The 25,003-nt window shown below is 65.4% G+C and carries 19 protein-coding genes; 11 read left to right on the top strand and 8 right to left on the bottom strand.

Features of this window, described 5'->3' with window-relative positions; translation table 11 throughout:
• Window positions 1-55: 55 nt before the first annotated feature.
• Complete coding sequence (locus NJG22_RS13670; protein ID WP_217853136.1) at window positions 56-1,930, bottom strand: methyl-accepting chemotaxis protein; 1,875 nt, start codon at window positions 1,928-1,930, stop codon at window positions 56-58.
• A gap of 171 nt (window positions 1,931-2,101) precedes the next feature.
• Between NJG22_RS13670 and NJG22_RS13665 the strand changes: the two genes are divergently transcribed.
• Window positions 2,102-3,577: a helicase HerA-like domain-containing protein gene (locus tag NJG22_RS13665; RefSeq protein WP_253095183.1), complete on the top strand. Its 1,476-nt coding sequence runs from the start codon at window positions 2,102-2,104 to the stop codon at window positions 3,575-3,577.
• Window positions 3,578-3,801: 224 nt separating this feature from the next.
• Here the strand turns inward: NJG22_RS13665 and NJG22_RS13660 are convergent, their stop codons facing one another.
• Both NJG22_RS13660 and NJG22_RS13655 read right to left on the bottom strand, forming a co-directional pair.
• A complete protein-coding gene (locus tag NJG22_RS13660) occupies window positions 3,802-5,274 on the bottom strand; it encodes an inorganic phosphate transporter (RefSeq protein WP_217853140.1) in 1,473 nt (490 codons plus the stop codon).
• 311 nt (window positions 5,275-5,585) lie between these two features.
• Entirely contained in the window at window positions 5,586-5,786 is a 201-nt protein-coding gene (locus tag NJG22_RS13655; protein WP_253095182.1) for a hypothetical protein, read from the bottom strand.
• 575 nt (window positions 5,787-6,361) lie between these two features.
• On the opposite strand from NJG22_RS13655, the gene pcaR reads away from it, so the two are divergent.
• The 9 genes from pcaR to pcaC all read left to right on the top strand — a co-directional run bounded on the left by pcaR (window position 6,362) and on the right by pcaC (window position 16,085).
• The gene (gene pcaR, locus NJG22_RS13650; RefSeq protein ID WP_253095181.1) at window positions 6,362-7,231 is read left to right on the top strand and encodes a pca regulon transcriptional regulator PcaR; all 870 of its coding nucleotides are present in this window, start codon (window positions 6,362-6,364) and stop codon (window positions 7,229-7,231) included.
• Between the two features lie 411 nt (window positions 7,232-7,642).
• The gene (locus tag NJG22_RS13645; RefSeq protein ID WP_253095180.1) at window positions 7,643-8,989 is read left to right on the top strand and encodes an MFS transporter; all 1,347 of its coding nucleotides are present in this window, start codon (window positions 7,643-7,645) and stop codon (window positions 8,987-8,989) included.
• 180 nt (window positions 8,990-9,169) lie between these two features.
• Complete coding sequence (locus tag NJG22_RS13640; RefSeq protein WP_217853146.1) at window positions 9,170-10,030, top strand: CoA transferase subunit A; 861 nt, start codon at window positions 9,170-9,172, stop codon at window positions 10,028-10,030.
• Window positions 10,027-10,806, top strand: coding sequence for a CoA-transferase subunit beta (locus NJG22_RS13635; protein WP_253095179.1), 780 nt, complete (start codon window positions 10,027-10,029; stop codon window positions 10,804-10,806). Before NJG22_RS13640 ends, NJG22_RS13635 begins: the two co-directional genes overlap by 4 nt.
• A complete protein-coding gene (gene pcaF, locus NJG22_RS13630) occupies window positions 10,803-12,008 on the top strand; it encodes a 3-oxoadipyl-CoA thiolase (RefSeq protein ID WP_253095198.1) in 1,206 nt (401 codons plus the stop codon). Before NJG22_RS13635 ends, pcaF begins: the two co-directional genes overlap by 4 nt.
• Window positions 12,009-12,218: 210 nt before the next feature.
• Window positions 12,219-13,508, top strand: a complete 1,290-nt coding sequence (locus tag NJG22_RS13625; RefSeq protein WP_253095178.1) for an MFS family transporter — start codon at window positions 12,219-12,221, stop codon at window positions 13,506-13,508.
• A 9-nt stretch (window positions 13,509-13,517) separates the two neighbouring features.
• On the top strand, window positions 13,518-14,870 hold the full coding sequence (locus NJG22_RS13620; protein WP_253095177.1) for a 3-carboxy-cis,cis-muconate cycloisomerase: 1,353 nt from the start codon (window positions 13,518-13,520) through the stop codon (window positions 14,868-14,870).
• 11 nt (window positions 14,871-14,881) lie between these two features.
• Window positions 14,882-15,673: a 3-oxoadipate enol-lactonase gene (gene pcaD, locus NJG22_RS13615; RefSeq protein WP_253095176.1), complete on the top strand. Its 792-nt coding sequence runs from the start codon at window positions 14,882-14,884 to the stop codon at window positions 15,671-15,673.
• Between the two features lie 10 nt (window positions 15,674-15,683).
• Window positions 15,684-16,085 (top strand): 4-carboxymuconolactone decarboxylase, encoded by a 402-nt coding sequence (gene pcaC / locus NJG22_RS13610; protein WP_253095175.1) that lies wholly within the window; start codon window positions 15,684-15,686, stop codon window positions 16,083-16,085.
• A gap of 112 nt (window positions 16,086-16,197) precedes the next feature.
• Here pcaC and NJG22_RS13605 read toward each other — a convergent pair whose 3' ends face one another.
• Window positions 16,198-16,722, bottom strand: a complete 525-nt coding sequence (locus NJG22_RS13605; protein WP_253095174.1) for an Mpo1-like protein — start codon at window positions 16,720-16,722, stop codon at window positions 16,198-16,200.
• 92 nt (window positions 16,723-16,814) lie between these two features.
• On the opposite strand from NJG22_RS13605, the gene NJG22_RS13600 reads away from it, so the two are divergent.
• Entirely contained in the window at window positions 16,815-17,501 is a 687-nt protein-coding gene (locus NJG22_RS13600; RefSeq protein WP_253095172.1) for a Crp/Fnr family transcriptional regulator, read from the top strand.
• Here the strand turns inward: NJG22_RS13600 and NJG22_RS13595 are convergent.
• The 4 genes from NJG22_RS13595 to ttgB all read right to left on the bottom strand — a co-directional run bounded on the left by NJG22_RS13595 (window position 17,401) and on the right by ttgB (window position 25,003).
• On the bottom strand, window positions 17,401-18,384 hold the full coding sequence (locus NJG22_RS13595) for a LysR family transcriptional regulator (protein WP_253095171.1): 984 nt from the start codon (window positions 18,382-18,384) through the stop codon (window positions 17,401-17,403). The genes NJG22_RS13600 and NJG22_RS13595 overlap by 101 nt on opposite strands.
• Window positions 18,385-18,801: 417 nt before the next feature.
• Entirely contained in the window at window positions 18,802-20,052 is a 1,251-nt protein-coding gene (locus NJG22_RS13590; protein ID WP_253095169.1) for an OprD family porin, read from the bottom strand.
• 356 nt (window positions 20,053-20,408) lie between these two features.
• The gene (locus tag NJG22_RS13585) at window positions 20,409-21,854 is read right to left on the bottom strand and encodes an AdeC/AdeK/OprM family multidrug efflux complex outer membrane factor (protein WP_253095167.1); all 1,446 of its coding nucleotides are present in this window, start codon (window positions 21,852-21,854) and stop codon (window positions 20,409-20,411) included.
• A complete protein-coding gene (ttgB, locus tag NJG22_RS13580; protein ID WP_253095166.1) occupies window positions 21,851-25,003 on the bottom strand; it encodes a multidrug efflux RND transporter permease subunit TtgB in 3,153 nt (1,050 codons plus the stop codon). Before ttgB ends, NJG22_RS13585 begins: the two co-directional genes overlap by 4 nt.

Below are 25,003 nucleotides of genomic sequence, written 5' to 3'. Positions count from 1 at the left end.
AGGCGCGCGGTAGCCGCCAACCAGGCTGGCGGCCACCGCGCGAGAGGGCGCAGGGTCAGATGCGGAAACTGCCGACCAGGTGCTTGAGGCGCCCGGCCTGCTGCTCGAGGTCCGAGCAGGCGCGCAGGGTGGCCTGCAGGTTCTCGACGCCCTCCTGGTTGAGCATGTTGATCTCGTTGATGTCCATGTTGATCGAGTCGACCACGGCGGTCTGTTCCTCGGTGGCGGTGGCCACCGACTGGTTCATGCCGTCGATCTCGCCGATACGCTGGGTCACGCTGCCCAGGCGTTCACCGGCCTGGTTGGCGATGTCCATGCTGTCCTGGCTGTGGCGCTGGCTCTGGCCCATGGTGTCGACCGACTCGCGGGCACCGACCTGCAGCTCCTCGATCATGGTCTGCACCTGTTGCGCCGACTCCTGGGTGCGGTGGGCCAGGTTACGCACCTCGTCGGCGACCACGGCGAAGCCACGCCCGGCCTCGCCGGCGCGGGCGGCCTCGATGGCGGCGTTGAGCGCCAGCAGGTTGGTCTGCTGGGAGATGCTGGTGATCACTTCGAGGATCTGACCGATGTTCACGGTCTTGTTGTTCAGCGTCTCGATGTGCTCGCTGGAGGTGACGATCAGGTCCGACAGGCGGTTCATCGCATCGATGTTGCGCTGCACCACCTGCTGGCCTTCCTCGGCCAGCAGCCGCGCGGAACTGGCGTGCTGCGAGGCCTGGGCGGCGTTGCCGGCGATTTCCTGGGCGGCGGCGCCGAGCTGGTTGATGGCGGCGGCAACACTATTGGTACGGTTGGACTGCTCGTCGGAGTTGGCCATCGACGAGTTGGAGGCGCTGATCACCCGCAGGGCCACTTCGTTGACCTGCTCGGTGGCCGAGGAGACTTCGCGGATCGAACCATGGATGCGCTCGACGAAGCGGTTGAAGGCTGTGCCGAGGATGCCGAATTCGTCGTGGTTGTGGATTTCCAGGCGGCGGGTCAGGTCGCCTTCGCCTTCGGCGATGTTGCTCATGGCGCGGGTCATGGTGTGCAGCGGTTGCATCAGCACGCGGATCAGCAGGCCGAGCAGGGCGATGATGATCACCACCGCCACCAGGGTGGCGATCACCGCCGAGGTGCGGAACGTGCTGAGCATCGAGAAAGCCTTGTCCTTGTCCACCGACAGGCCAATGTACCAGTTGGCCGAAGGCAGGCCCTTGACCGGGGTGAAGGTCAGCAGGCGGGTCTGGCCGCCCTGCTCGACCTCGGTCAGGTCACGCGACAGCCTTGGGGTGTTCTGCGGGAACAGGTCCGAGAGCGACTTCATCACCAGGTTCTTGTCCGGGTGCACCAGGATCTTGCCCTGGTCGTTGACCAGGAAGGCATAGCCCATGCCGCCGAAATTCAGCGAATTGATGATGTCCACCAGGCCGTCGAGGGCCAGGTCGCCGCCGACCACGCCGACCGAGCGCGAGGCGGTGCTGATGATCGAGATGACCATCTTGTTGGTGGCCATGTCGATGTACGGCTCGGTGAGGATAGGGCCGCTGGCGTTCAGGCCGTCCTTGTACCAGGGGCGCACGCGCGGGTCGTAGCCGTCGGGCATCTTGGTGTCCGGGCGGACGGTGAAGGTGCCGTCGGGCTGGCCCAGGTAGATGGTCAGGAAGCTCGAGGTCAGGGCGTTCTGGCCCAGCAGGGTGCCGGTGTTCTGGGGGAACTGCGCCAGGTTCTGCGCCACGTTCTCGACCAGTTTGATACGGCCTTCGAACAGGTTGCGGATGTTGGTGGAGGTGGAGTCGCCCATCTCAGCCAGGTAGTTCTCCAGATCCTCGCGAATGGCGTTACGCTGGAGATAGTCGTTGTACAAGGTGAACAGGCTGAAGGCGAGGATCACGATCAGTGATGCCGCCATGAGAATCTTGTGGCTGAAACGAAGGCTTTTATTCATGACGTGAGGCGTCCGCTAAGGTTTTGTTATCGGGTCGTTCGCACAAAGCACGGCTGGAAAACAGTGCAACATTTCCCGGGGTCCTTGTCGGGGTTGTTACTGTCTTTCTAGGGGAATCATTTCGAAATATCGGCACATATGTGACAGAACTTGAGCAGGGGAAGGATGAAGATGTCAGATTCTTCGCAAATGGTTGTAGGAGCAGGCCCAGATGGCCAACCGGTAACCCAGGCCATGCGTCTGGCCAACCGCCACGGCCTGGTGGCGGGGGCGACCGGTACCGGCAAGACCGTCACCTTGCAGCACCTGGCCGAGCTGTTCAGCGATGCCGGCGTCGCGGTGTTCGCCGCCGACGTCAAGGGTGACCTGTGCGGCCTGGGTGCGGCCGGCGCGCCCCAAGGCAAGGTGGCCGAGCGCATTGCCGGCATGCCCTGGCTGAACTATCGGCCCCAGGCCTATCCGGTCAGCTTGTGGGATGTCGCCGGGCAGACCGGCCACCCGCTGCGCACCACCCTGAGCGAGATGGGCCCGCTGTTGCTGGGCAACCTGCTGGAGCTGACCGATAGCCAGCAGGCGGCGTTGTACGCCGCGTTCAAGGTGGCGGACCGCGAAGGCCTGCTGCTGCTCGACCTGAAAGACCTCAAGGCCTTGCTCGCCCACCTGAAGGACAACCCGCAGTTGCTCGGCGAGGACAGCGCGCTGATGACCAGCGCGTCGACCCAGGCCTTGCTGCGCCGCCTGGCGACCTTGGAGCAGCAAGGCGCCGAGGCGCTGTTCGGCGAACCGGCGTTGCAGCTCGACGACCTGCTGCGCCTGGATGGCGATGGCCGCGGGCGTATCCACCTGCTCGACGCCAGTCGCCTGGTGCACGATGCGCCCAAGGTCTACGCGACCTTCCTGCTCTGGCTGCTGGCCGAACTGTTCGAGCAGTTGCCCGAGCGGGGCGACGCCGACAAACCGGTGCTGGCACTGTTCTTCGACGAGGCGCACCTGCTGTTCAACGGCACGCCCAAGGCCCTGCAGGATCGCCTGGAGCAGGTGGTGCGGCTGATTCGCTCCAAGGGCGTGGGGGTGTACTTCGTCACCCAGTCGCCGGGCGACCTGCCGGATGCGGTGCTGGCGCAGCTGGGCCTGCGCATTCAACACGGCCTGCGCGCGTTCACGGCCAAGGAGCAGAAGTCGCTGCGCGCCGTGGCCGATGGGTTCCGGCCGAACCCGGCGTTCGATAGCCTGGCGGTGCTCACCGAGTTGGGCATCGGTGAGGCGCTGGTCGGCACCCTGGAAGAAAAGGGCACCCCGGCCATGGTCCAGCGGGCGCTGATCGCGCCGCCGCAGTCACGCATCGGGCCGTTGAGCGCGGCCGAGCGCAGTGCGTTGATCGCAGCGTCACCCCTGGCCGGGCGCTATGACAAGCCGATCGATCGCGAGTCGGCCTACGAACTGCTGACCCAGCGCAAGGGCGAGCCGGTGGAGCCGGTACCGCAGCCGAAGGCTGACGAGGACAGCTTTGCCGACAAAGCCGGCGAGTTCCTGCAGAGCGCCGCGGGGCAGGCGATCAAGTCGGCGGTGCGCCAGGCGGCCAACCAGTTGGGCCGGCAGTTGGTACGCGGGCTGATGGGGTCGTTGCTGGGAGGCAAGAAGCGCTAGGGCAAAGCCAGGTCCGATCCATGCGCATTTCCTGTAGGAGCCAGCCTTGCTGGCGAACCAGGCGACACGATGGCGGGCACTGGCTGCGTCGGTGTTCGCGGCTCAAGCCGCTGCCACAGGCGCCCTGCCAGATTGAAGAGTCCACGCAGGTATGCCAAGCGCCTGCGCAACCTGGATGAACGAAAAAGGCGCCCGAAGGCGCCTTTTTCTACTGCGGTTGTCACTCAGCCAATGGCCTTGGACGCCAGCCAGAACAGGCCGGCCGCCAGGCCCATCGACGCCGGCAGGGTCAGCACCCAGGCCAGCAGGATGGTCTTCACCGTGCCGCCTTGCAGGCCGCTTTTGTTGGCGACCATGGTACCGGCCACGCCCGACGACAGGACGTGGGTGGTGGACACCGGCAGGCTGAAGATGTTGGCCATGCCGATGGCGCAGGCCGCGGTGATCTGCGCCGACATGCCCTGGGCATAAGTCATGCCCTGCTTGCCGATTTTTTCGCCGACGGTCAGCACCACGCGCTTCCAGCCGACCATGGTGCCCAGGCCCAGGGCCAGGGCGACGGCCACGATCACCCAGAACGGGGCATATTCGGTGGTGGCGGTCAGGTCCTTGCGCAGTTTCTCCAGGTCGGCCTTTTCACGGGCTTCCAGGCCTGGCAGCTTGCCGACCTTCTTCGCCGTGTCGTCCAGGCACAGCAGGTAGCGGCGCACTTCGACGCGCTTGTCGGCGCTCAGGTCGCGGTAGTCGGTTACACCGGCCAGCGACGATTGCAGTGCGGCGATGGTCGGCTCGGTCTGCTGCGGGTTGCAGCTGAACTGCTCCGGCAGGTCGTTCGACTTGGCCTTGCCCAGGGCCAGGAACTCGCCAAGGGTGGCGGCGTTGCGCTGGTAGAACTGGCTCATGTGCAGGGTGGCATCGCGGGTTCGCTCGATCTGGTAGGTGGTGCTGTTCAGGTCGAGCACGAACTTGGCCGGGACGATACCGATCAGCACCAGCATGATCAGGCCGATGCCTTTCTGGCCGTCGTTGGAGCCGTGCACGAAGCTCACGCCCATGGCCGAGATCACCAGCACCAGGCGGTTCCAGAACGGTGGGTGCTTCTTGTCGTCGAGCTTGCGGCGCTGGTCCGGGGTCTTGTGCATCTTCGACAGCGGGCGCCACCATTTCAGGCCGAGCAGCACCAGTGCGGCGACGGCGAAGCCAGCCATGGGCGAGACCACCAGCGACAGGGCGATGTCGATCGCCTTTTGCCAGTTGACGCCGTCACCCAGGGGGATGTCGCTGAGCACGGCATTGGCCAGGCCCACGCCGAGGATCGAGCCGATCAGGGTGTGCGAGCTGGAGGCGGGGATGCCGAAGTACCAAGTGCCCAGGTTCCAGGTGATGGCCGCGGCCAGCAACGAGAAGACCATGGCCAGGCCGTGGCCGGTGTTCACGTTGATCAGCAGCTCCACCGGCAGCAGGTGGACGATGGCATAGGCCACCCCGACGCCGCCCAGCAGAACTCCGAGGAAGTTGAACACACCGGAGAAGAACACAGCCAGGTGTGGCGGCATGGCTTTGGTATAGATGACAGTGGCTACCGCGTTGGCGGTGTCATGAAAGCCATTGATGAACTCGAATGCGAGCACGAAGGTCAGAGCGAGCATCAGGCTCACGACGACCCAGGCATCCAGTCCGCTGAATAAATCGATCATGAAGGTTGTCTGGCGGTCTTAGGGGGGGCGGATTATGCCAGAAAACCATGGCAATCGATGCACCTGCCGCAGACCGATGGCTGCCGTGCGTCTGGCCGTTACCGTGGGAAACGGCAATCGAGGATGCAAAAAAATAGCCTGAAAATTGGCTAATTTTCTTTAAAATCAGTGAACTGTAGCGAAAGTAAAATGTTGCGTGCGCTTCAAACACCTGTATGAAATTTGTGTAATTCCATTTCACCCTAGGCGATTTTGCAATGATGCCTCACGCCAAGGGCCCGTGGCCGATGGCGCGATGAGATCATCCGCGCTCACTGCTCGTCGTGGCGCAGGTCCTTTTCCATCTTCTCCAGTTCCTGGGCGAAGGCCTGGTCGCGGATGCTGGCGCGTTTGCGCCAAGGTTTGCGTTCTGGCTCCGGTTGTGCGGCATAGGTGGTGACTTCCCCACCGTAAACATCCTTGTAACGTTCAGCCTGGCGCTCGAGTTCCGCGCGCAGTTCTTCTTTCGTCACAGTTGATACCTGAATAGGTTGAAGTGTGGCGCGGGCGAGCAAGGACACAATCAATGTGCGGGTATCGCGCCCGTGCGGATACATCGTTGTTGCGCGAACACGGCCGTGTTGGCGCCGAAGGCAACTTTGCGTGAGTGCCTGGGTTCGCTATCGGGCCTGCCACGCCAGGTGCGCGTGCAAGCGGGGTGCAAGCAACGAAAGTCTGCGGGTTGCAGCTGACTGGCAACTGTACAGCCCGCGAAGTCGATTATAGCAATCGGCAACTCGAAGGCTATCGTTCTTTACCAGGCCCTGACAGAAGTTATGAATAATTAGCGGTGACTATGTCCGTATGCTACGACGAAAGTTCAAACGTACGACGCGGCAAGTTCGACATTGGCTGGCAGAAATGAAAACGGCCTCGCGGGTGGGCGAGGCCGTTGCCTGGGACTTCTGCGGTGGGTACCTGACCAGTCTCTCCAAAGAAGCCACACGTGGCATGGGGAAAGGTATAAGCAAAAGTGTCAGCGGTCAATTGCGATTATCGGCCGTTCGTTCGATAATCGCACAAGCTACCGTTTTCTTGAGGCAAGCCCATGAACGATGAAACCTCCGGCCCGGTGCCCAACGAGCCAGCGCGCAGCGGTGTGTCGGCCCTGGCGCCGCCGATCGTGGCCTCGGCGGCCAAACGTATCCAGGCATTCACCGGCGACCCGGATTTCATGACCTCCCTGGCCCGTGGCCTGGCGGTGATCCAGGCCTTCCAGGAACGCAAGCGCCACCTGACCATCGCCCAGATCAGCCACCGCACGGAAATCCCCCGGGCGGCGGTACGGCGTTGCCTGCACACGCTGATGAAGCTTGGCTATGCCACCACCGACGGTCGCACCTATTCATTGCTGCCCAAGGTGCTGACCCTCGGGCATGCCTACCTGTCCTCGACACCGTTGGCAGTTTCAGCGCAGCCCTACCTGGACCGCATCAGCGACCAGCTGCACGAGGCGGCCAACATGGCCACCCTGGAAGGCGACGACATTCTTTACATCGCGCGCTCAGCCACGGTGGAGCGGTTGATCTCGGTCGACCTGTCGGTAGGTGGGCGGCTACCGGCCTATTGCACGTCGATGGGGCGCATCCTGTTGGCGGCGCTGGACGATGCCAGCCTGCACGAGTACCTGGAGCGCGCCGACCTGAAGGCGCGGACCAGCCGCACGCTGCACGACGCGCCATCGCTGCTGGCCTGCATCCAGCAGGTGCGCGAGCAGGGTTGGTGCGTGGTCGACCAGGAGCTTGAGCAGGGGCTGCGCTCGATTGCCGTGCCGATCTACGACGCCTCGGGGCAGGTGCTGGCGGCGTTGAATGTGAGTACCCATGTAGGCAGGGTCAGCCGTGGCGAGTTGGAGCAGCGATTCCTGCCGATCCTGCTGGCAGCCAGCCGGGATCTGTGCCATCAGTTGTTTGGTTGACTTGCAGGAGCCGGCCTCTACCGCGGCGCCTGGTTCGCCAGCAAGCTGGCTCCTACGGGGCGGGGTACGCCGCAAACGTGTAGGAGCCGGCTTGCCGGCGAGCACCGGCACGGCCGGTGCCATCCACCGCGGCGCCTACCGCTAGTGCATCAACAAGATCCTGTGCGATAAACGCACAGTGTCGCCTGCGGCGAATTGCACCGCCTCAGCCTGCTGATTAATGTCTGTCGCACGGGTCGGCTGCGCCGACCGGACAATAACAACAGGCCCGAGGGCACCCCCATGAATACGCTCCCTTCGCTGTCGCAGTTGCATTCCGGCTAATTGCTCGCCGCGCTATCCGTTGTCTCCTGTTGCTGTGCATGGTTCATGCGCAGTAGCGTGCCTGCGCCTACCTTCCGGATAACAATAATGAACAAACCGCAATCCGCCGTCGGCCACTGCCTCGACGTGCAGTCCTTGATCAATGCCCAGCCCCTGTCTCGCTATCAGTGGCGGGTGGTGGTCCTGTGCTTCCTGATCGTTTTCCTCGACGGCCTGGATACCGCCGCCATGGGCTTCATCGCCCCTGCGCTGTCCCAGGAGTGGGGGATCGACCGTGCCAGCCTGGGCCCGGTGATGAGCGCCGCGTTGATCGGCATGGTGTTCGGCGCATTGGGTTCTGGCCCGCTGGCCGACCGCTTCGGGCGCAAGGGCGTGCTGGTGGGAGCGGTGCTGGTGTTCGGTGGGTTCAGCCTGGCCTCGGCTTATGCGAACAATGTCGAGCAGTTGCTGGTGCTGCGGTTTCTCACCGGGCTGGGCCTGGGGGCTGGCATGCCCAATGCCACCACGCTGCTGTCCGAGTACACCCCCGAGCGGCTCAAGTCGCTGCTGGTGACCAGCATGTTCTGCGGTTTCAACCTGGGGATGGCCGGCGGCGGGTTCATTTCCGCCAAGCTGATCCCGGCCTACGGCTGGCACAGCCTGCTGGTGATCGGCGGCGTGTTGCCGTTGCTGCTGGCGCTGGTGTTGCTGGTCTGGTTGCCGGAGTCGGCGCGGTTCCTGGTGGTGCGCAACCGTGGCAGCGACAAGGTGCGCAAGACCCTGGCGCCGATCGCCCCGGCGCTGGTGGCCCAGGCGGCGAGCTTCAGCGTGCCGGAGCAAAAGGCCGTGGCGGCGCGCAACGTGTTCGCGGTGATCTTCTCGGGTACCTATGGGGTGGGCACCCTGCTGCTGTGGCTGACCTACTTCATGGGCCTGGTGATCGTCTACCTGCTGACCAGCTGGCTGCCGACGCTGATGCGCGACAGTGGCGCCAGCATGGAGCAGGCGGCATTCATCGGCGCACTGTTCCAGTTCGGTGGCGTGCTCAGCGCGGTGGCGGTGGGCTGGGCGATGGACCGCTTCAATCCGCACAAGGTGATCGGCCTCTTCTACCTGCTGGCCGGCGTGTTCGCCTACGCGGTGGGGCAGAGCCTGGGCAACATCACCTTGCTGGCGACCCTGGTGCTGGTCGCGGGCATGTGCGTGAACGGCGCGCAATCGGCGATGCCGTCGCTGGCGGCGCGTTTCTACCCGACCCAGGGGCGGGCCACGGGCGTGTCGTGGATGCTCGGTATTGGCCGCTTCGGCGCGATCCTGGGGGCCTGGAGCGGGGCGACGTTGCTGGGGCTAGGCTGGAACTTCACGCAGGTGCTGACGGCGCTGCTGGTGCCGGCGGCCTTGGCGGCCGTGGGGGTGGTGGTCAAAGGGCTGGTAAGCCACGCGGATGCTACCTGAGTTGCGGGCGCCAACAAGGCTGAGGCCTACGGAGCTGAAGTTGACAAATTGTTCGATAATCGCACGTAAGTGCGATTATCGGATTGTTTTGCCCCTGCCGGCTTCCTTAATCTGGGCCCATCGCAGCGCAGCATCGGCCCGCTGCTCACTGACCCGACTCGACCTGACCAGGAGTCTCCAATGGCAGCAATCCTCTCGCTTCACGAGGCTGTGAAGCAGTTTGTCCACGACGGCGACAGCGTCGCCCTCGAGGGCTTCACCCACCTGATCCCCAGTGCCGCCGGCCACGAGATCATCCGCCAGGGCAAGCGCGACCTGACCCTGGTGCGCATGACCCCGGACCTGATCTACGACCAGCTGATCGGCGCCGGCTGCGCGCGCAAGCTGGTCTTCTCCTGGGGGGGGAACCCCGGGGTCGGCTCGCTGCACCGCCTGCGCGATGCCGTGGAGAAGCACTGGCCGCACGCCATCGAGATCGAGGAACACAGCCACGCCGACCTGGCCAACGCCTATGTCGCTGGCGCCTCCGGCCTGCCGTTCGCCGTGCTGCGTGCCTACGCCGGCTCCGACCTGCCGAAGGTCAACCCGCTGATCAAGTCGGTGACCTGCCCGTTCACCGGCGAGGTACTCGCCGCGGTGCCCTCGCTGCGCCCGGACGTTACCGTGATCCACGCGCAAAAGGCCGACCGCAAGGGCAACGTGCTGTTGTGGGGCATCCTGGGCGTGCAGAAGGAAGCGGCATTGGCCGCCAAGCGCTGCATCGTCACCGTCGAGGAAATCGTCGACGACCTGAATGCGCCGATGAACGCCTGCGTGTTGCCGACCTGGGCCTTGAGCGCGGTGTGCCTGGTGCCCGGTGGCGCCCACCCGTCCTACGCCCACGGCTACTACGAACGCGACAATCGCTTCTACCAGGCCTGGGACCCGATCGCCCGCGACCGCGAGGCGTTCAGCGGGTGGATCGATACTTATATCCGCGGCACCGCCGACTTCACCGAATTCCAGGCCAGGTTGGCCAGCACCGCGGAGGCCGCGCAATGAACTATTCCACCGCCGAAATGATGACCGTCGCCGCCGCCCGCCGCCTGCGCAATGGCGCGGTGTGCTTCGTCGGCATCGGCCTGCCGTCCAAGGCCGCCAACCTGGCGCGGCTGACGTCGTCGCCCGATGTGGTGCTGATCTACGAATCCGGTCCGATCGGCGCCAAGCCCAGCGTGCTGCCGCTGTCGATCGGCGATGGCGAACTGGCCGAGACCGCCGACACCGTGGTGCCGACCGGCGAGATCTTCCGCTACTGGCTGCAAGGCGGGCGTATCGACGTGGGCTTTCTCGGCGCCGCCCAGGTCGACCGTTTCGGCAATATCAACACCACCGTGGTCGGTGACTACCATACGCCCAAGACCCGCCTGCCCGGGGCGGGCGGTGCGCCGGAGATCGCCGGTTCGGCCAGGCAGGTGCTGATCATCCTCAAGCAGTCGACGCGGGCCTTTGTCGACAAGCTCGACTTCATCACCTCGGTCGGCCATGGCGAGGGCGGCGACTCGCGCAAGCGCCTGGGCCTGCCCGGTGAAGGGCCGGTGGGCATCATCACCGACCTGTGCATCATGACGCCGGAGCAGGGGACCCATGAGTTCGTGGTCACTTCGATCCACCCGGGGGTGAGCCGCGAACAGATTGTCGCTGCCACCGGCTGGCCGATCCGTTTCGCCGACAGCGTGGTCGAGACCCCCGCGCCGAGCGCAGTGGAGCTGTCGGCGCTGCGCGACCTCGAGGCGCGTACCGCCGCCGCCCATGGCCAGACGGCAGGAGAAGCCTGATGCGTGACGTTTTCATCTGCGACGCCATCCGCACCCCCATCGGCCGTTTCGGCGGGGCCCTGGCCAGCGTGCGTGCCGACGACCTGGCGGCGGTGCCGCTCAAGGCCCTGATCGAACGCAACCCGCACGTGCAATGGCAACTGCTCGACGAAGTGTTCCTCGGCTGCGCCAACCAGGCCGGCGAGGACAACCGCAACGTGGCGCGCATGGCGCTGCTGCTGGCCGGCCTGCCGCAGGGCGTTGCCGGCGTGACCCTCAACCGTCTGTGCGCCTCGGGCATGGACGCCATCGGCACCGCCTTCCGTGCCATCGCCAGTGGCGAGATGGAGTTGGCCATTGCTGGTGGCGTCGAGTCGATGTCCCGCGCGCCGTTCGTGATGGGCAAGGCCGAGAGCGGCTACTCGCGCAGCATGAAGCTGGAGGACACGACCATTGGCTGGCGTTTCGTCAATCCGTTGATGAAGGCGCAGTACGGGGTGGATGCGATGCCCGAGACCGCCGACAACGTCGCCGACGACTACCAGGTGTCGCGCGCCGACCAGGATGACTTTGCCTTGCGCAGCCAGCAGAAGGCCGCCGCGGCACAGGCGGCAGGCTTTTTCGCCGAAGAGATCGTGCCGGTGCGTATCGCCCACAAGAAAGGCGAGACCGTGGTAACCGAGGACGAGCACCTGCGCCCGGATACCACCTTGCAAGCCCTGGGCAAGCTCAAGCCGCTGAACGGGCCGGACAAGACGGTTACCGCCGGCAATGCTTCGGGGGTGAATGACGGTGCTGCCGCGCTGATCCTGGCCTCGGCCGAGGCCGTGAAGCGCCATGGCCTGACGCCCCGTGCGCGGGTCCTGGGCATGGCCAGCGCCGGGGTGGCGCCGCGGCTGATGGGCATCGGCCCGGTGCCGGCGGTGCGCAAGCTGACCGAGCGGCTGGGCCTGGCGGTGAGCGACTTCGATGTCATCGAGCTCAACGAGGCGTTCGCCAGCCAGGGCCTGGCGGTGTTGCGCGAGCTGGGCCTGGCCGACGATGCGCCGCAGGTCAATCCCAACGGTGGGGCGATTGCCTTGGGCCACCCGCTGGGGATGAGCGGGGCGCGCCTGGTGCTGACGGCGTTGCACCAGTTGGAGCGCAGCGGTGGGCGCAAGGGCTTGGCGACCATGTGCGTCGGGGTTGGCCAAGGCTTGGCCCTGGCCATCGAGCGGGTTTGAGGTGGCGCGCGGCCCTGTAGGAGCGGCCTTGCGTCGCGATAGGGCTGCGCAGCGGCCCCAGCAATCTCCGATAGATCGCGATCCAGGGGCCGCTGCGCGCCTCTTTCGCGACACAAGGCCGCTCCTACAATGCGTCGTGTCCGCTAGCGGAACGAGTTTGTTACTGGGTATGTCTAGACTGTGCAGTGACCTCCCAGGAGTAAAGACACCATGACTTCCAGTTATTACACCGGTGAAGAACGCAGCAAGCGCATCTTCGCCATCGTCGGCGCGTCGTCGGGCAACCTGGTGGAGTGGTTCGACTTCTATGTCTATGCCTTCTGCGCCATCTACTTCGCCCCGGCGTTCTTCCCCTCCGACGACCCCACGGTACAACTGCTCAACACCGCCGGGGTATTCGCCGCGGGCTTTCTGATGCGGCCCATCGGTGGCTGGATCTTCGGCCGCCTGGCCGACCGCCACGGGCGCAAGAACTCGCTGATGATCTCGGTGCTGATGATGTGCGGCGGCTCGCTGATCATCGCCTGCCTGCCCACCTATGCCAGCATCGGCGCCTGGGCGCCGGCCTTGCTGCTGCTGGCGCGGCTGATCCAGGGCCTGTCGGTGGGCGGCGAGTACGGCACCACGGCCACCTACATGAGCGAAGTGGCGCTGCCTGGCCAGCGCGGGTTCTTCGCCTCGTTCCAGTACGTCACCTTGATCGGCGGCCAGTTGCTGGCGGTGCTGGTGGTGGTGATCCTGCAGCAACTGCTCAGCGAGGATGAACTGCGCGCCTACGGCTGGCGCATCCCGTTCGTGGTCGGGGCCATCGCCGCGCTGATCTCGCTGATGCTGCGCCGCTCGCTGAAGGAGACCAGCAGCGCCGAGACGCGCCAGGACAAGGACGCCGGCACCATCAGCGGGCTGTTTCGCAATCACGCCGCGGCTTTCGTCACTGTGCTGGGCTATACCGCCGGCGGTTCGCTGATCTTCTACACCTTCACCACCTACATGCAGAAATACCTGGTCAACACCGCCGGCATGAACGCCAAGAGCGCCAGTTTCGTGATGACCGGCGCGCTGTTGCTGTTCATGATTTTGCAGCCGCTGTTCGGCATGCTCTCCGACCGTATCGGCCGGCGCAATTCGATGCTGCTGTTCGGCGCTCTGGGCACGCTTTTCACCGTGCCGTTGCTGATGGCGCTGAAGACCGTGAGCAGCCCGTTGCTGGCCTTCGTGCTGGTGAGCCTGGCATTGTGCATCGTCAGTTTCTATACCTCGATCAGCGGCCTGGTGAAGGCTGAGATGTTCCCGCCGCAGGTGCGCGCGCTGGGCGTCGGCCTGGCCTACGCGGTGGCCAACGCGGTATTCGGCGGTTCGGCCGAGTACGTGGCCCTGGGCTTGAAAACCCTGGGGATGGAGAACACCTTCTACTGGTACGTGACGGCCATGATGGCCGTGGCCTTCCTGTTCAGCCTGCGCCTGCCGAAGCAGGCGGCGTACCTGCACCATGACCACTAAGGACGTTGCATGAGCCACCACCTGTTCGACGCCTACTTCACCGCCCCGGCCATGGGCGAGGTGTTCTCCGACCGCGGCCGGCTGCAAGGCATGCTCGATTTCGAGGCGGCCCTGGCCCGCGCCGAGGCCAGCGTCGGGCTGGTACCGCACACCGCGGCGATGGCCATCGAGGCGGCCTGCAAGGCCGAGCGCTACGAGGTGCGGGCCCTGGCCGATGCCATCGCCGTGGCCGGCAATTCGGCGATTCCACTGGTCAAGGCCCTGGGCAAGGTGGTCGCCAGCGGCGTGCCCGAGGCCGAACGCTATGTGCACCTGGGGGCAACCAGCCAGGATGCGATGGACAGCGGGCTGGTGCTGCAGGTGCGCGAGGCCCTGGCGCTGATCGAGAACGACCTGGCCAAGCTGGCCGACACCCTGGCCCGTCAGGCCTTGCAGCATGCCGATACGCCCTTGGTCGGGCGTACCTGGTTGCAGCACGCCACGCCGGTGACGCTGGGCATGAAGCTGGCCGGCATGCTGGGGGCGCTGACCCGCCATCGCCAGCGGCTCAAGGCCTTGCGTCCGCGCTTGCTGGTACTGCAGTTCGGCGGCGCTTCCGGCAGCCTGGCGGCCCTGGGCAGCAAGGCATTGCCGGTGGCCGAGGCGCTGGCCGGGCAGTTGCGCCTGGCACTGCCCGAGCAACCCTGGCACACCCAGCGTGACCGGCTGGTGGAGTTCGCCGCGGTGCTGGGCCTGGTCGCCGGCAGCCTGGGCAAGTTCGGCCGGGATGTCAGCCTGCTGATGCAGACCGAGGCCGGCGAGCTGTACGAGCCCGGCGCGCCGGGCAAGGGCGGCTCCTCGACCATGCCGCACAAGCGCAACCCGGTGGGTGCGGCGGTACTGATCGCCGCCGCCACCCGGGTGCCGGGGCTGCTGTCGACGCTGTACAGCGCCATGCCCCAGGAGCATGAGCGCAGCCTCGGCCTGTGGCACGCCGAGTGGGAAACCTTGCCGGCGATCTGCTGCCTGGTTTCCGGTGCGCTGCACCAGGCCCAGGTGATCGCCGAAGGCATGCAGGTAGATGCCGCGCGCATGCGCCACAACCTCGACCTGACCCAGGGGCTGGTGCTCGCCGAAGCGGTGAGCATCGTCCTGGCCCAGCGCCTGGGCCGCGATCGCGCCCATCATCTGCTGGAACACTGCTGCCAGCGTGCGGTGGCCGAGCAGCGGCACTTGCGCGCGGTGCTCGGCGACGAGCCACAGGTCAGCGCCGAACTGTCCGCTGAAGAGCTCGACCGCCTGCTCGACCCTGCCCATTACCTCGGCCAGGCCCGCGTCTGGGTGGCGCGCGCGGTGGCCGAGCATCAACGTTTCACTGCCTGAAGGAGACCGCTGTGGCGCACCTGCAACTGGCCGATGGCGTACTGCATTACCAACTCGATGGACCGGCCGCTGCCCCAGTGCTGGTGTTGTCCAACTCGCTGGGGACCGATCTGCACATGTGGGATGCGCAAGTGCCGGAGTGGGCCGAGCACTTTCGGCTGCTGCGCTATGACACCCGCGGCCATGGCGGCTCGCTGGTCAGCGCTGGCCCCTACAGCATCGAGCAATTGGGCGGCGATGTGCTGGCCCTGCTCGATGCCCTGGATATCGACAAGGCCCACTTCATCGGCCTGTCCATGGGCGGCCTGATTGGCCAGTGGCTGGGTATCCACGCGGGCAATCGCCTGCTCAGCCTGACCTTGTGCAACACGGCGGCGAAGATCGGCAGTGACGAGGTGTGGAACAGCCGCATCGATAGCGTGCTCCAGGGCGGTTGTCAGGCCATGCACGCGCTGCGGGATGCCTCCATCGCCCGCTGGTTCACCCCGGCATTCGCCCAGGCGCAGCCGGCCGCAGCCCAGCGCATCTGCCAGATGCTGGCGCAAACCGCGCCGCAGGGCTACGCGGCCAACTGCGCAGCGGTGCGCGACGCCGACATGCGTGACCAGCTCAAGCAGATCCAGGTGCCGACCCTGATCGTCGCCGGCAGTGCCGACGCGGTGACCACCCCGGCGCATGGGCGTTTCTTGCAGGCTGGTATCCTGGGGGCCGAGTACGTCGAATTCGCCGCCGCGCACCTGTCCAACGTCGAGGTCGGCGCGCCGTTCAGCCGGCGTGTGCTCGATTTCCTGCGCAGCCGTTGAGGAGCACACCGTGGACGAGAAACAACGCTACGAAGCCGGCATGCAAGTGCGTCGCGCGGTGCTGGGCGATGCCCATGTAGACCGCAGCCTGGAGAAGCTCAATGACTTCAATGGCGAGTTCCAGGAGATGATCACCCGGCATGCCTGGGGCGATATCTGGACCCGCCCCGGCTTGCCCCGGCATACCCGCAGCCTGATCACCATCGCCATGCTGATCGGCATGAACCGCAACGACGAGCTCAAGCTGCACCTGCGCGCCGCGGCCAACAACGGCGTGACCCGCGAAGAGATCAAGGAAGTGATCATGCACAGCGCGATCTATTGCGGGATACCGGCGGCCAATGCCACGTTCCACCTGGCCGAGTCGGTGTGGGATGAGCTGGGGGTGGAATCGCGTACCCAGGTGACTTGAGAGATTGCCGGGGCTGCTGCGCAGCCCATCGCGACACAAGGCGGCTCCCACAGGCCTGTGCAAACCGGTGGGAGCGGCCTTGTGTCGCGATGGGGCCCCAGCATTTCCCTGGTCAGATCGCCGCTTTCTTCTGGCGGATGGCCACCGGCCCGGCATTGGCCTCAACGGCTTTTTTCAATTCAGGGCACAGCCCGAGCATGAACGCCAGCTCCGCCACCACGAACAGTGGCCCGATGATCAAGCCACTGAGGTCATCGACGAACGCTGGCTTGCGCCCTTCGTACCAGTGGCCGACGAACTGGATGATCCAGCCCACCACGAATGCGCCCAGCCCGGCCGCCAGCCACAGCCCGGTGCCTTGCAGCGCCAGCGCTTGCCCGGCCCACAGGCACAGGCCCAGCAACAGCCCCATCACCAGGCCCAAGCGCAGGTCCAGGCGCAGGTAGAACCACACCGACCAGCCCGCCAGCAGCAACGCCGGTGACAACCAGAGCCCGGCCAGGTCCCAGCCGGGGCGCGACAGCAGGATGGTCACCGCCAGCACGATCAACGGAATGCCGATGAAATGCGTGGCGATATTGCGTGGGTCGCGGTGATAGGCCGCGTATTGACTCAAATGCTCGACGAGGTTTTTCATTGTTGTTCCTCCATCAGGGGGGAGCGCAGCTTGCCCCGGTTCATCCATCGTCGTCTGTCGGCTGGCCGACAGAGTTCGCATTGCGAGGCGCCATGCACGATCCGCGTACCCAATTGCTGCATGGCCAGTGGTTTCGCCAGTTGCCGGTTACTGTTCAGGATAGCCTGCTGGCCCTGGGCCGGCCCCGCGCGCTGGTGGCGGGGCAGTGCCTGTTCCAGCGCGGCGATGCGCCCTGTGGGCTGTATGCGGTGCTGGAAGGCGCGATGCGTGTCGGCGCGGTCAGCAGCGCTGGCAAGGAGGCGCTGCTGACCCTGGTGGAAGCCGCGCAATGGTTTGGCGAGATCAGTCTGTTCGATGGCCAGCCGCGGACCCATGACGCCTTTGCCGAAGGCCCGACCCGGCTGTTGTGGCTGCCCCAGGCCGCGCTGCTCGACTGGCTGGCACGTGAGCCGCAGCACTGGCGCGAGCTGGCCTTGCTGATGAGCCACAAGCTGCGCTGGGTTTTCGTCGCCCTGGAGCAGCAGAGCCTGCTGGCCGCCGGGCCGCGCTTGGCCCACCGCTTGCTGCAGATGGCCGAGGGCTACGGCGAACGCGATGTCGCGCAATGGCGCTTGCAGGTATCCCAGGAGCAACTGGCGCTGATGCTGTCGCTGTCGCGCCAGACCATCAACCAGATCCTCAGGAGCCTCGAGCAGTCCGGCGTGGTGCGCCTGGGCTATGGCGAGGTGGAGATCGTCGATGCGCCTCGCTTGCGGGCGCTGGCGCGGCATCCAGGCTGACCAGGGTATCGATCATCGCCCGCGCCGCGGGGCTCAGGCGGTAGCCGCTGCGGCTGATCACCCCGCAGCGCACGCTCAGTACCTCCAGCCCCGGCGGCAGGTTGCGCCAGTGCAGGCGCACCAGGGTGCCGTTGGCCAGGTCGTCGGCCACCGCCTCTTCGCTGGCGGCACCGATGGCGTCGCTGGCCAGGACCACGCTGCGCAGCACCGCCAGGTGCTCGGTCTGCAGGTGCGGGGTGAAGTCGCTGCGCCCGCTGAGGTTGGCCAGGCGCTTGCGCACCCCGGGGGCAAGCAGGGCGCTGGCCAGTGGGTAGGCGAACAGGTCGTTGGTCGACAGGCTGTCCTTGGCCAGCAGTGGGTGGCCGGGGCGGCAGAAGAACAGGCCCGGGCGGGGGGTGAGCGCTTCGGTATGGAAGTTGGGATCGGCCTCGAACGGGCGGATGTCGTCGACGAAGAATTCGATCTGCTCGCGACGCAGGGCCTGGCCCAGGCGTTCGGCATTGTCCACCAGCAGCGCGGTGCGGATGCCCGGGCGCTGCTCGATGAACTGCCGCAGGGCTGCAGGCACCAGGCGCACCGCCAGGGCCGGGCCGCTGCCGAAATGCAGCTCGCCAGCATCGAGCTTGGTCATTTGCAGCACTTCGTTGTTCAACTGGGCAGCGCCCTGGACCAGGCGCCGGGCGTGTTGCACCACCACTTGGCCTTCGGGGGTGGGGGGCAGGGCCTTGTTGGCGCGGTCGACCAGGGCGCAGCCGAAGGTCTGCTCGAGGTTCTGGATGGCCCGGCTGAAGGCGGGCTGGGTGATGCCCATGGCCTCGGCGGCGCGGACGAAACTGCGGTATTCGGTGAGGGCGATGAAGTAGCGCAGTTGGCGCAGGTCCATGTTCGGGCTCTGGGGCGGGATCAAGGCTCGGTTTTAGCGTTTACCTTTTATAGCGTCAATGTTTGTTTTTGCATGTTTTTAATACTTTTAGTTATTTAATGGGGCTCGTAGGCGCTTGCTGGCGAACCAGGCAACACGGTGGATGGCACCGGCTGTGCCGGTGTTCGCCGGCAAGCCGGCTCCTACGCAGAGCAACTGCCCTTGCCCTGTAGGAGCCAGCCTGCTGGCGAACCAGGCGCTGCGGTGGATGGCACTGGCTGTGCCGGTGTTCGCCGGCTCCTACGCAGAGCAACTGCCCTTGCCCTGTAGGAGCCAGCCTTGCTGGCGAACCAGACGCTGCGGTGGCTGGCACCGGCTGTGCCGGTGTTCGCCGGCAAGGCCGGCTCCTTCGACGATGGCGTGGGTATTTCCAGCGGTTTACAGCAGGTTCAAAGGGTAGCTCACGATCAAGCGGTTCTCGTCGAACGCATTGCTGCTGAAATCCCGGCGCATGGTCGAGTTGCGCCATTTCACCGACAGGTCCTTGAACGTCCCGGCCTGGATCACATAGGCCAGCTCGCTTTCCCGTGCCCATTCCTTGCCATCGTCAACGACGCTGGTGTGCACGTTGTCGCCCTTGATATAGCGGTTCATCAAGGTCAGCCCGGGAATGCCCAGGGTGACGAAGTTGAAGTCATGCCGCAGTTGCCAGGAGCGCTCCTGGGCATTGTCGAAACTGGCGTTGTAGCTGTCGTTGGCCAGGGTACCGCCGCTGGTGCCATTGACCCGCATCCAGGCATCGTCGCCACTGACCTTCTGCAGGCCGATATAGAACGTGTGGCCCTGGTAGCGCGCCGAGAGCATCGCCGAGGCGGTGCGGTTGTCCAGCTTGCCGGCACGTTCGCTGCCGTCTTCCTTGCCAATGAAGTACCCGAGGTTGGCGCCCAGGGTCCAGTCGCCCAGCGGCTGGCTGTGCACCAGGTTGAGGTATTGCTGGCGGTAGATGTCCTTGAGCCGGGCATCCCACAGGCCGACCATCGTGCGCTTGTCGTTGAAGTTGTATTCGCCGCCGGCAAAGTTGAAGCGGTCGGCGCTGATACCGGCGCGGCCCTGCATGAACAGGTCCTCCATGCTCGCGTCATTGCGCGGGCTGTTGCCGCGGAACTGGCCGGCATAGATGGTCAGGCCATCGATCTCCTTCGAAGTGAGCTGGCCACCGCGGAAAGTCTGCGGCAACGAGCGGCCATCGTCCGAGCGCAGGATCGGCAGCACCGGCATCCATTCGCCGATTTTCAGCTCGGTCTGCGACAGGCGTGCCTTCAACGCCACGCCCAGGCGTCCGAAGTCATCGGCGGGGCGGCCATCGTCGTGCACCGGCAGCAGGTGGGTACCGGCGGTCCCCTTGCCGCCGTCGAGCTTGAGCGAATACAGCCCCAGAATGTCCACGGCGAAGCCGACCGTGCCCTGGGTGAAACCGGAGCGGGCGTCGAGGATGAAGCTCTGGGTCCATTCCTCGGCTTTGCCCTGGGGGTTCGCCGGGTCGACGAAGTTGCGGTTGATGTAGAAGTTGCGCAGGTTGAGGCTGGCCTTGGCGTCTTCCACGAAACCGCCTTCGGCGAGGGCGGGCAGGGCGCAGGACAGGGTCAACAGGCCAGGCAGCAGCTGGCGTGCGGGGTGCAAAGTGCTCATCGGTTGCATCTCTTGTTTTTATTGGGCGAGCCTGTGCGCTGCGGGTACGGGCCGCAGGGTCGGCATCTTTAGAGAGAACTTGTGCAACGTTGCGTGGGCGATGGTGCGCGGCGGGGTGGGGGCGAGGCAATTCGTGGAACGCGGAACGGGGCGATTATCGAACGCTATATAGGGTCGTGCTGAGGGTGTAGGAGCGGCCTTGTGTCGCGAATGGGCTGCAAAGCGGCCCCGGCAATGCTGCAGGAAGGCTGATCCTGGGGCCGCTTCGCGCCCCGTTCGCGACACAAGGCCGCCCCTACAGGGCAGCAAACAAAAAGCCCACCGCAAGGGTGGGCTTGATACTGCTACCAGACCAATCAGCCTTTCGGCGTCTGGATCGCGGCCTGCTGCTGGGTCTGCTCGTACCAGCCGCCGCCGAGGGCCTTGTACAGGTTCACCTCGCTGACCAGCTGCGACAGGCGGTCGCCGATCAGCGACTGCTGGGCGCTGAACAGGTTGCGCTGGGCATCGAGGAAGGTCAGGTTGCTGTCGATACCAATGCGGTAGCGGCGCTCGGCCAGGCGGTAGTAGTCCTGGTTGGCAGCCACCAGGTCACGCTGCGCCTGCAACTGCTCTTCGAACGTCTTGCGTGCGGCCAGGCCATCGGCGACTTCCTGGAAGGCGGTCTGGATGGTCTTCTCGTACTTGGCGACGTTGATGTCCTTCTGGATCTTCGAGTAGTCCAGGCTCGCCCTCAGGCTGCCGGCGTTGAAGATCGGCAGGTTGATCTGCGGCTGGAACAGCCAGGTGCCCGAACCACCCTTGAACAGGCCGCCCATGTCCGGGCTCAGGGTACCGGCATTGGCGGTCAGGCTGATGCTCGGGAAGAACGCGGCGCGGGCCGCGCCAATGTTGGCGTTGGCGGCCTTGAGCAGGTGCTCGGCCTCCTGGATGTCGGGACGGCGCTGCAGGATGTCGGACGGCAGGCCCGCCGGCACTTCGGCCAACTGGTCGGCGTCGAGCTCCAGCGGCTTGGGCAGGCTGCTCGGCACGCCGGTGCCGACCAGTACGGTCAGGCTGTTGAGGTCCTGGGCCACCAGGCGCTGGTACTGCGAGTACTTGACCCGGGCACCTTCCACGGCGGTGCGCGCCTGGCTGACGTCAAGGGCCGAGGCCACGCCGACCTCGTTGCTGCGACGGGTCAGGTTGTAGCTTTCCTCGTAGGTCTTGAGCGTCTCTTCGGTCAGCTTGAGCAGCGCCTGGTCGGCCTGCCAAGTGTAGTAGGCATTGGCCACGCTGGCCACCAGGCTGATCTGCGTGGAGCGGCGCGCCTGTTCGCTGGACAGGTAGGTTTCCAGGGCCTGCTCGGTCAGGCTGCGCACGCGGCCGAACAGGTCCAGCTCATAGGCGCTGACACCCAAGGTGGCCGAGTACTGGCTGGCAATGCTCGACTGGCCGGTCTGCGACATGTTCGCCGGCATCCGTTGACGGCTGCCGCTACCATTGGCCGACACGGCCGGGAACAGGTCGGCGCGCTGGATGCGGTACTGGGCGCGGTAGGCGTCGATGTTCAACGCTGCCACCCGCAGGTCGCGGTTGTTTTCCAGCGACGTCTGGATCAGTTGCTGCAGCGCCGGGTCGTGGAAGAACTGGCGCCAGCCCTGTTCGGCGGCGGCAACGTTGGCCGACTCGGTCGGCGAGTAGGCAGGGCCTTGCGGCCACTGCGCGGCTACCGGCGCCTCCGGCGCCTGGTAGTCGGGGATCAGCGAGCAGCCGCCGAGAATGAACGCGGTTACCGCAAGGGACAACAAAGACTTGGTCATTGCCCAGCCTCATAACGTGGAGTTTCAGGGGTGGCGTGTTGTTTCGGCTCTTTGCTGCCGAACAGCGACGACACTGCGACGAAGAATAGCGGTACCCAGAAGATGGCCAGCACGGTTGCACTGATCATGCCGCCGATGACCCCGGTGCCGATGGCGTGCTGGCTGCCGGCGCCGGCGCCGCTGGCGATGGTCAACGGTACCACGCCGAGGATGAACGCCAGCGAGGTCATGATGATCGGGCGCAGACGCATGCGGCAGGCCTCGATGGCCGCGTCGTACAGGCTGCGGCCCTGCTCGTGCAGTTCCTTGGCGAATTCGACGATCAGGATCGCGTTCTTCGCCGCCAGGCCAATGGTGGTCAGCAGGCCAACCAGGAAGTAGACGTCGTTGGACAGCCCGCGCAGGCTGGTGGCGAGCAAGGCACCGATGATACCCAGCGGCACGACCAGCACCACCGCGATCGGAATCGACCAGCTTTCGTACAGCGCTGCCAGGCAGAGGAACACGAACAGTACCGAGAGGGCGAACAGCGCCGGCATCTGCGAGCCGGAGAGTTTTTCCTCGTAGGACATGCCGGTCCAGGAGAAGCCGATGCCGCTTGGCAGTTCGCCGGCGATGCGCTCGACCTCGGCCATGGCCTCACCGGTACTGTAGCCAGGCGCCGGGGTGCCGAGGATCTCGACCGCTTCCACACCGTTGTAGCGCGACAGTTTCGGCGAACCGTAGCTCCATTGGCCCTTGGCGAACGAGGAGAACGGCACCATTTCGCCAGCGCCGTTGCGCACGTACCACTTCTGCAGGTCTTCCGGGCTCATCCGGGCGTTGGGCGCACCCTGGATGTACACCTTCTTGACCCGGCCACGGTCGATGAAGTCGTTGACGTAGCTACCGCCCAGGGCGATCGACAAGGTGTTGTTGATGTCGGCGATGGTCACGCCCAGGGCGCTGGCACGTTCGTCATCGATGGTCAGCTGGTACTGCGGCTCGTCGTTCAGGCCGTTCGGGCGCACGGCGCTGAGGATCTTGCTCTGCGCGGCCTTGGCCAGGAACTGGTTGCGCGCTTCCATCAGCTTCTCGTGGCCGACACCGGCGCGGTCCTGGAGGAACACGTCGAAGCCGGTGGCATTACCCAGCTCGAGTACCGCCGGCGGAGCGAAGGCGAACACCATCGCGTCGCGGAAGCCGAAGAAGTGCATCTGCGCACGCTGGGCGAGGGCGAACACGCTGTTCTCCTTCGAGCGCTCACCCCAGGGTTTGAGCATGATGAACGCCATGCCCGAGCTCTGGCCGCGACCGGCGAAGTTGAAGCCGTTGACGGTGAACACCGAGGACACGGTGTCGGCCTCGTCCTTGAGCAGGTACTCGCGCATCTGGTCGACCACCACCTGGGTGCGCTCGGCACTGGAGCCGGCCGGGGTCTGCACCTGGGCGAACAGCACGCCCTGGTCTTCTTCCGGAAGGAACGCGGTGGGAATGCGGGCGAACAACCAGATCATGCCGACCACGATCAGCGCATAGGCCAGCAGGAACGGGATCTTGTTGCGCAGGATGGTGCCCACGCTACGCTCGTAACCCACCACGGTGCGGTCGAAGTTGCGGTTGAACCAGCCGAAGAAGCCGCGCTTGGCCACATGGTGCTCGCCCTTCTTCAGCGGCTTGAGCATGGTGGCGCACAGGGCCGGGGTGAAGATCAGCGCGACCAGCACCGACAGGCCCATGGCCGAGACGATGGTGATCGAGAACTGCCGGTAGATCACGCCGGTCGAGCCGCCGAAGAAGGCCATCGGCAGCAGTACCGCCGAGAGCACCAGGGCGATACCCACCAGGGCGCCCTGGATCTGCTCCATGGAGCGCTTGGTCGCCTCCTTGGGCGGTAGCCCTTCCTCGGACATCACCCGCTCGACGTTCTCCACCACGACGATGGCGTCGTCCACCAGCAAGCCGATGGCCAGGACCATGGCGAACATGGTCAGGGTGTTGATGCTGAAGCCGGCGGCGGCGAGGATGCCGAAGGTCCCCAGCAACACCACCGGGACGGTCATGGTGGTGATGATGGTAGCGCGGAAGTTCTGCAGGAACAGGTACATCACCAGGAACACCAGGACCACGGCCTCGATCAGGGTGTGGATCACGCCACTGATCGATTCGGTGACCACCGGGGTGGTGTCGTACGGGAACACCGCCTTGACCCCTGGCGGGAAGAACGGCTCGAGGTCGGCGATGGTCTGGCGCAGGGCCTTGGCGGTATCCAGGGCGTTGGCACCGGTGGCCAGCTTGACCGCCAGGCCCGAGGCCGGGAAGCCGTTGTACTGCGCGCTGATGGCGTAGTTCTCGCCGCCCAGGCCGACCTGCGCGACATCGCCCAGGCGCACCTGGGAGCCGTCGGCATTGACCTTGAGCAGGATCTTCTCGAACTGCTCGGCGGTCTGCAGGCGGGTCTTGCCGATGATCGTGGCGTTGAGCTGGGTGCCCGGCAGGGCAGGCAGGCCGCCGAGCTGGCCGGAGGACACCTGCACGTTCTGCGCGGCCACCGCGGTGCGCACGTCGACCGGGGTCAGCTGGAACTTGTTCAGCTTGGCCGGATCGAGCCAGATACGCATGGCGTACTGCGCACCGAACACCTGGAAGTCACCCACGCCGGCGGTCCGCGAGATCGGGTCCTGCATGTTGGAGACGATGTAGTTGGCCAGGTCGTCCTTGGTCATGGTGCCGTCTTCGGACACCAGGCCGATCACCAGCAGGAAGTTCTTCACTGCCTTGGTGACGCGGATACCTTGCTGTTGCACTTCCTGCGGCAGCAGCGGGGTGGCCAGGTTCAGCTTGTTCTGGACCTGGACCTGCGCCGTGTCGGCGTTGGTGCCCTGCTCGAAGGTGGCGGTGATGGTCATGCTGCCGTCGGAGTTACTTTCCGAGGAAACATAGCGCAGGTTGTCGATACCGTTGAGCTGCTGCTCGATCACCTGCACCACGGTGTCCTGCACCGTCTGCGCCGAGGCGCCCGGGTAGGTCACGGCGATGGCGATGGCCGGCGGGGCGATGCTCGGGTACTGGTTGATCGGCAGCTTCAGGATCGACAAGGCGCCGACCAGCATGATCACCAGGGCGATCACCCAGGCGAAGATCGGGCGATCGATAAAGAACTTCGACAT

The sequence above is a fragment of the Pseudomonas sp. VA159-2 genome (assembly GCF_024126635.1).
GTDB lineage: Bacteria > Pseudomonadota > Gammaproteobacteria > Pseudomonadales > Pseudomonadaceae > Aquipseudomonas > Aquipseudomonas muyukensis.
This window is presented reverse-complemented; position numbering and strand designations above follow the sequence as displayed.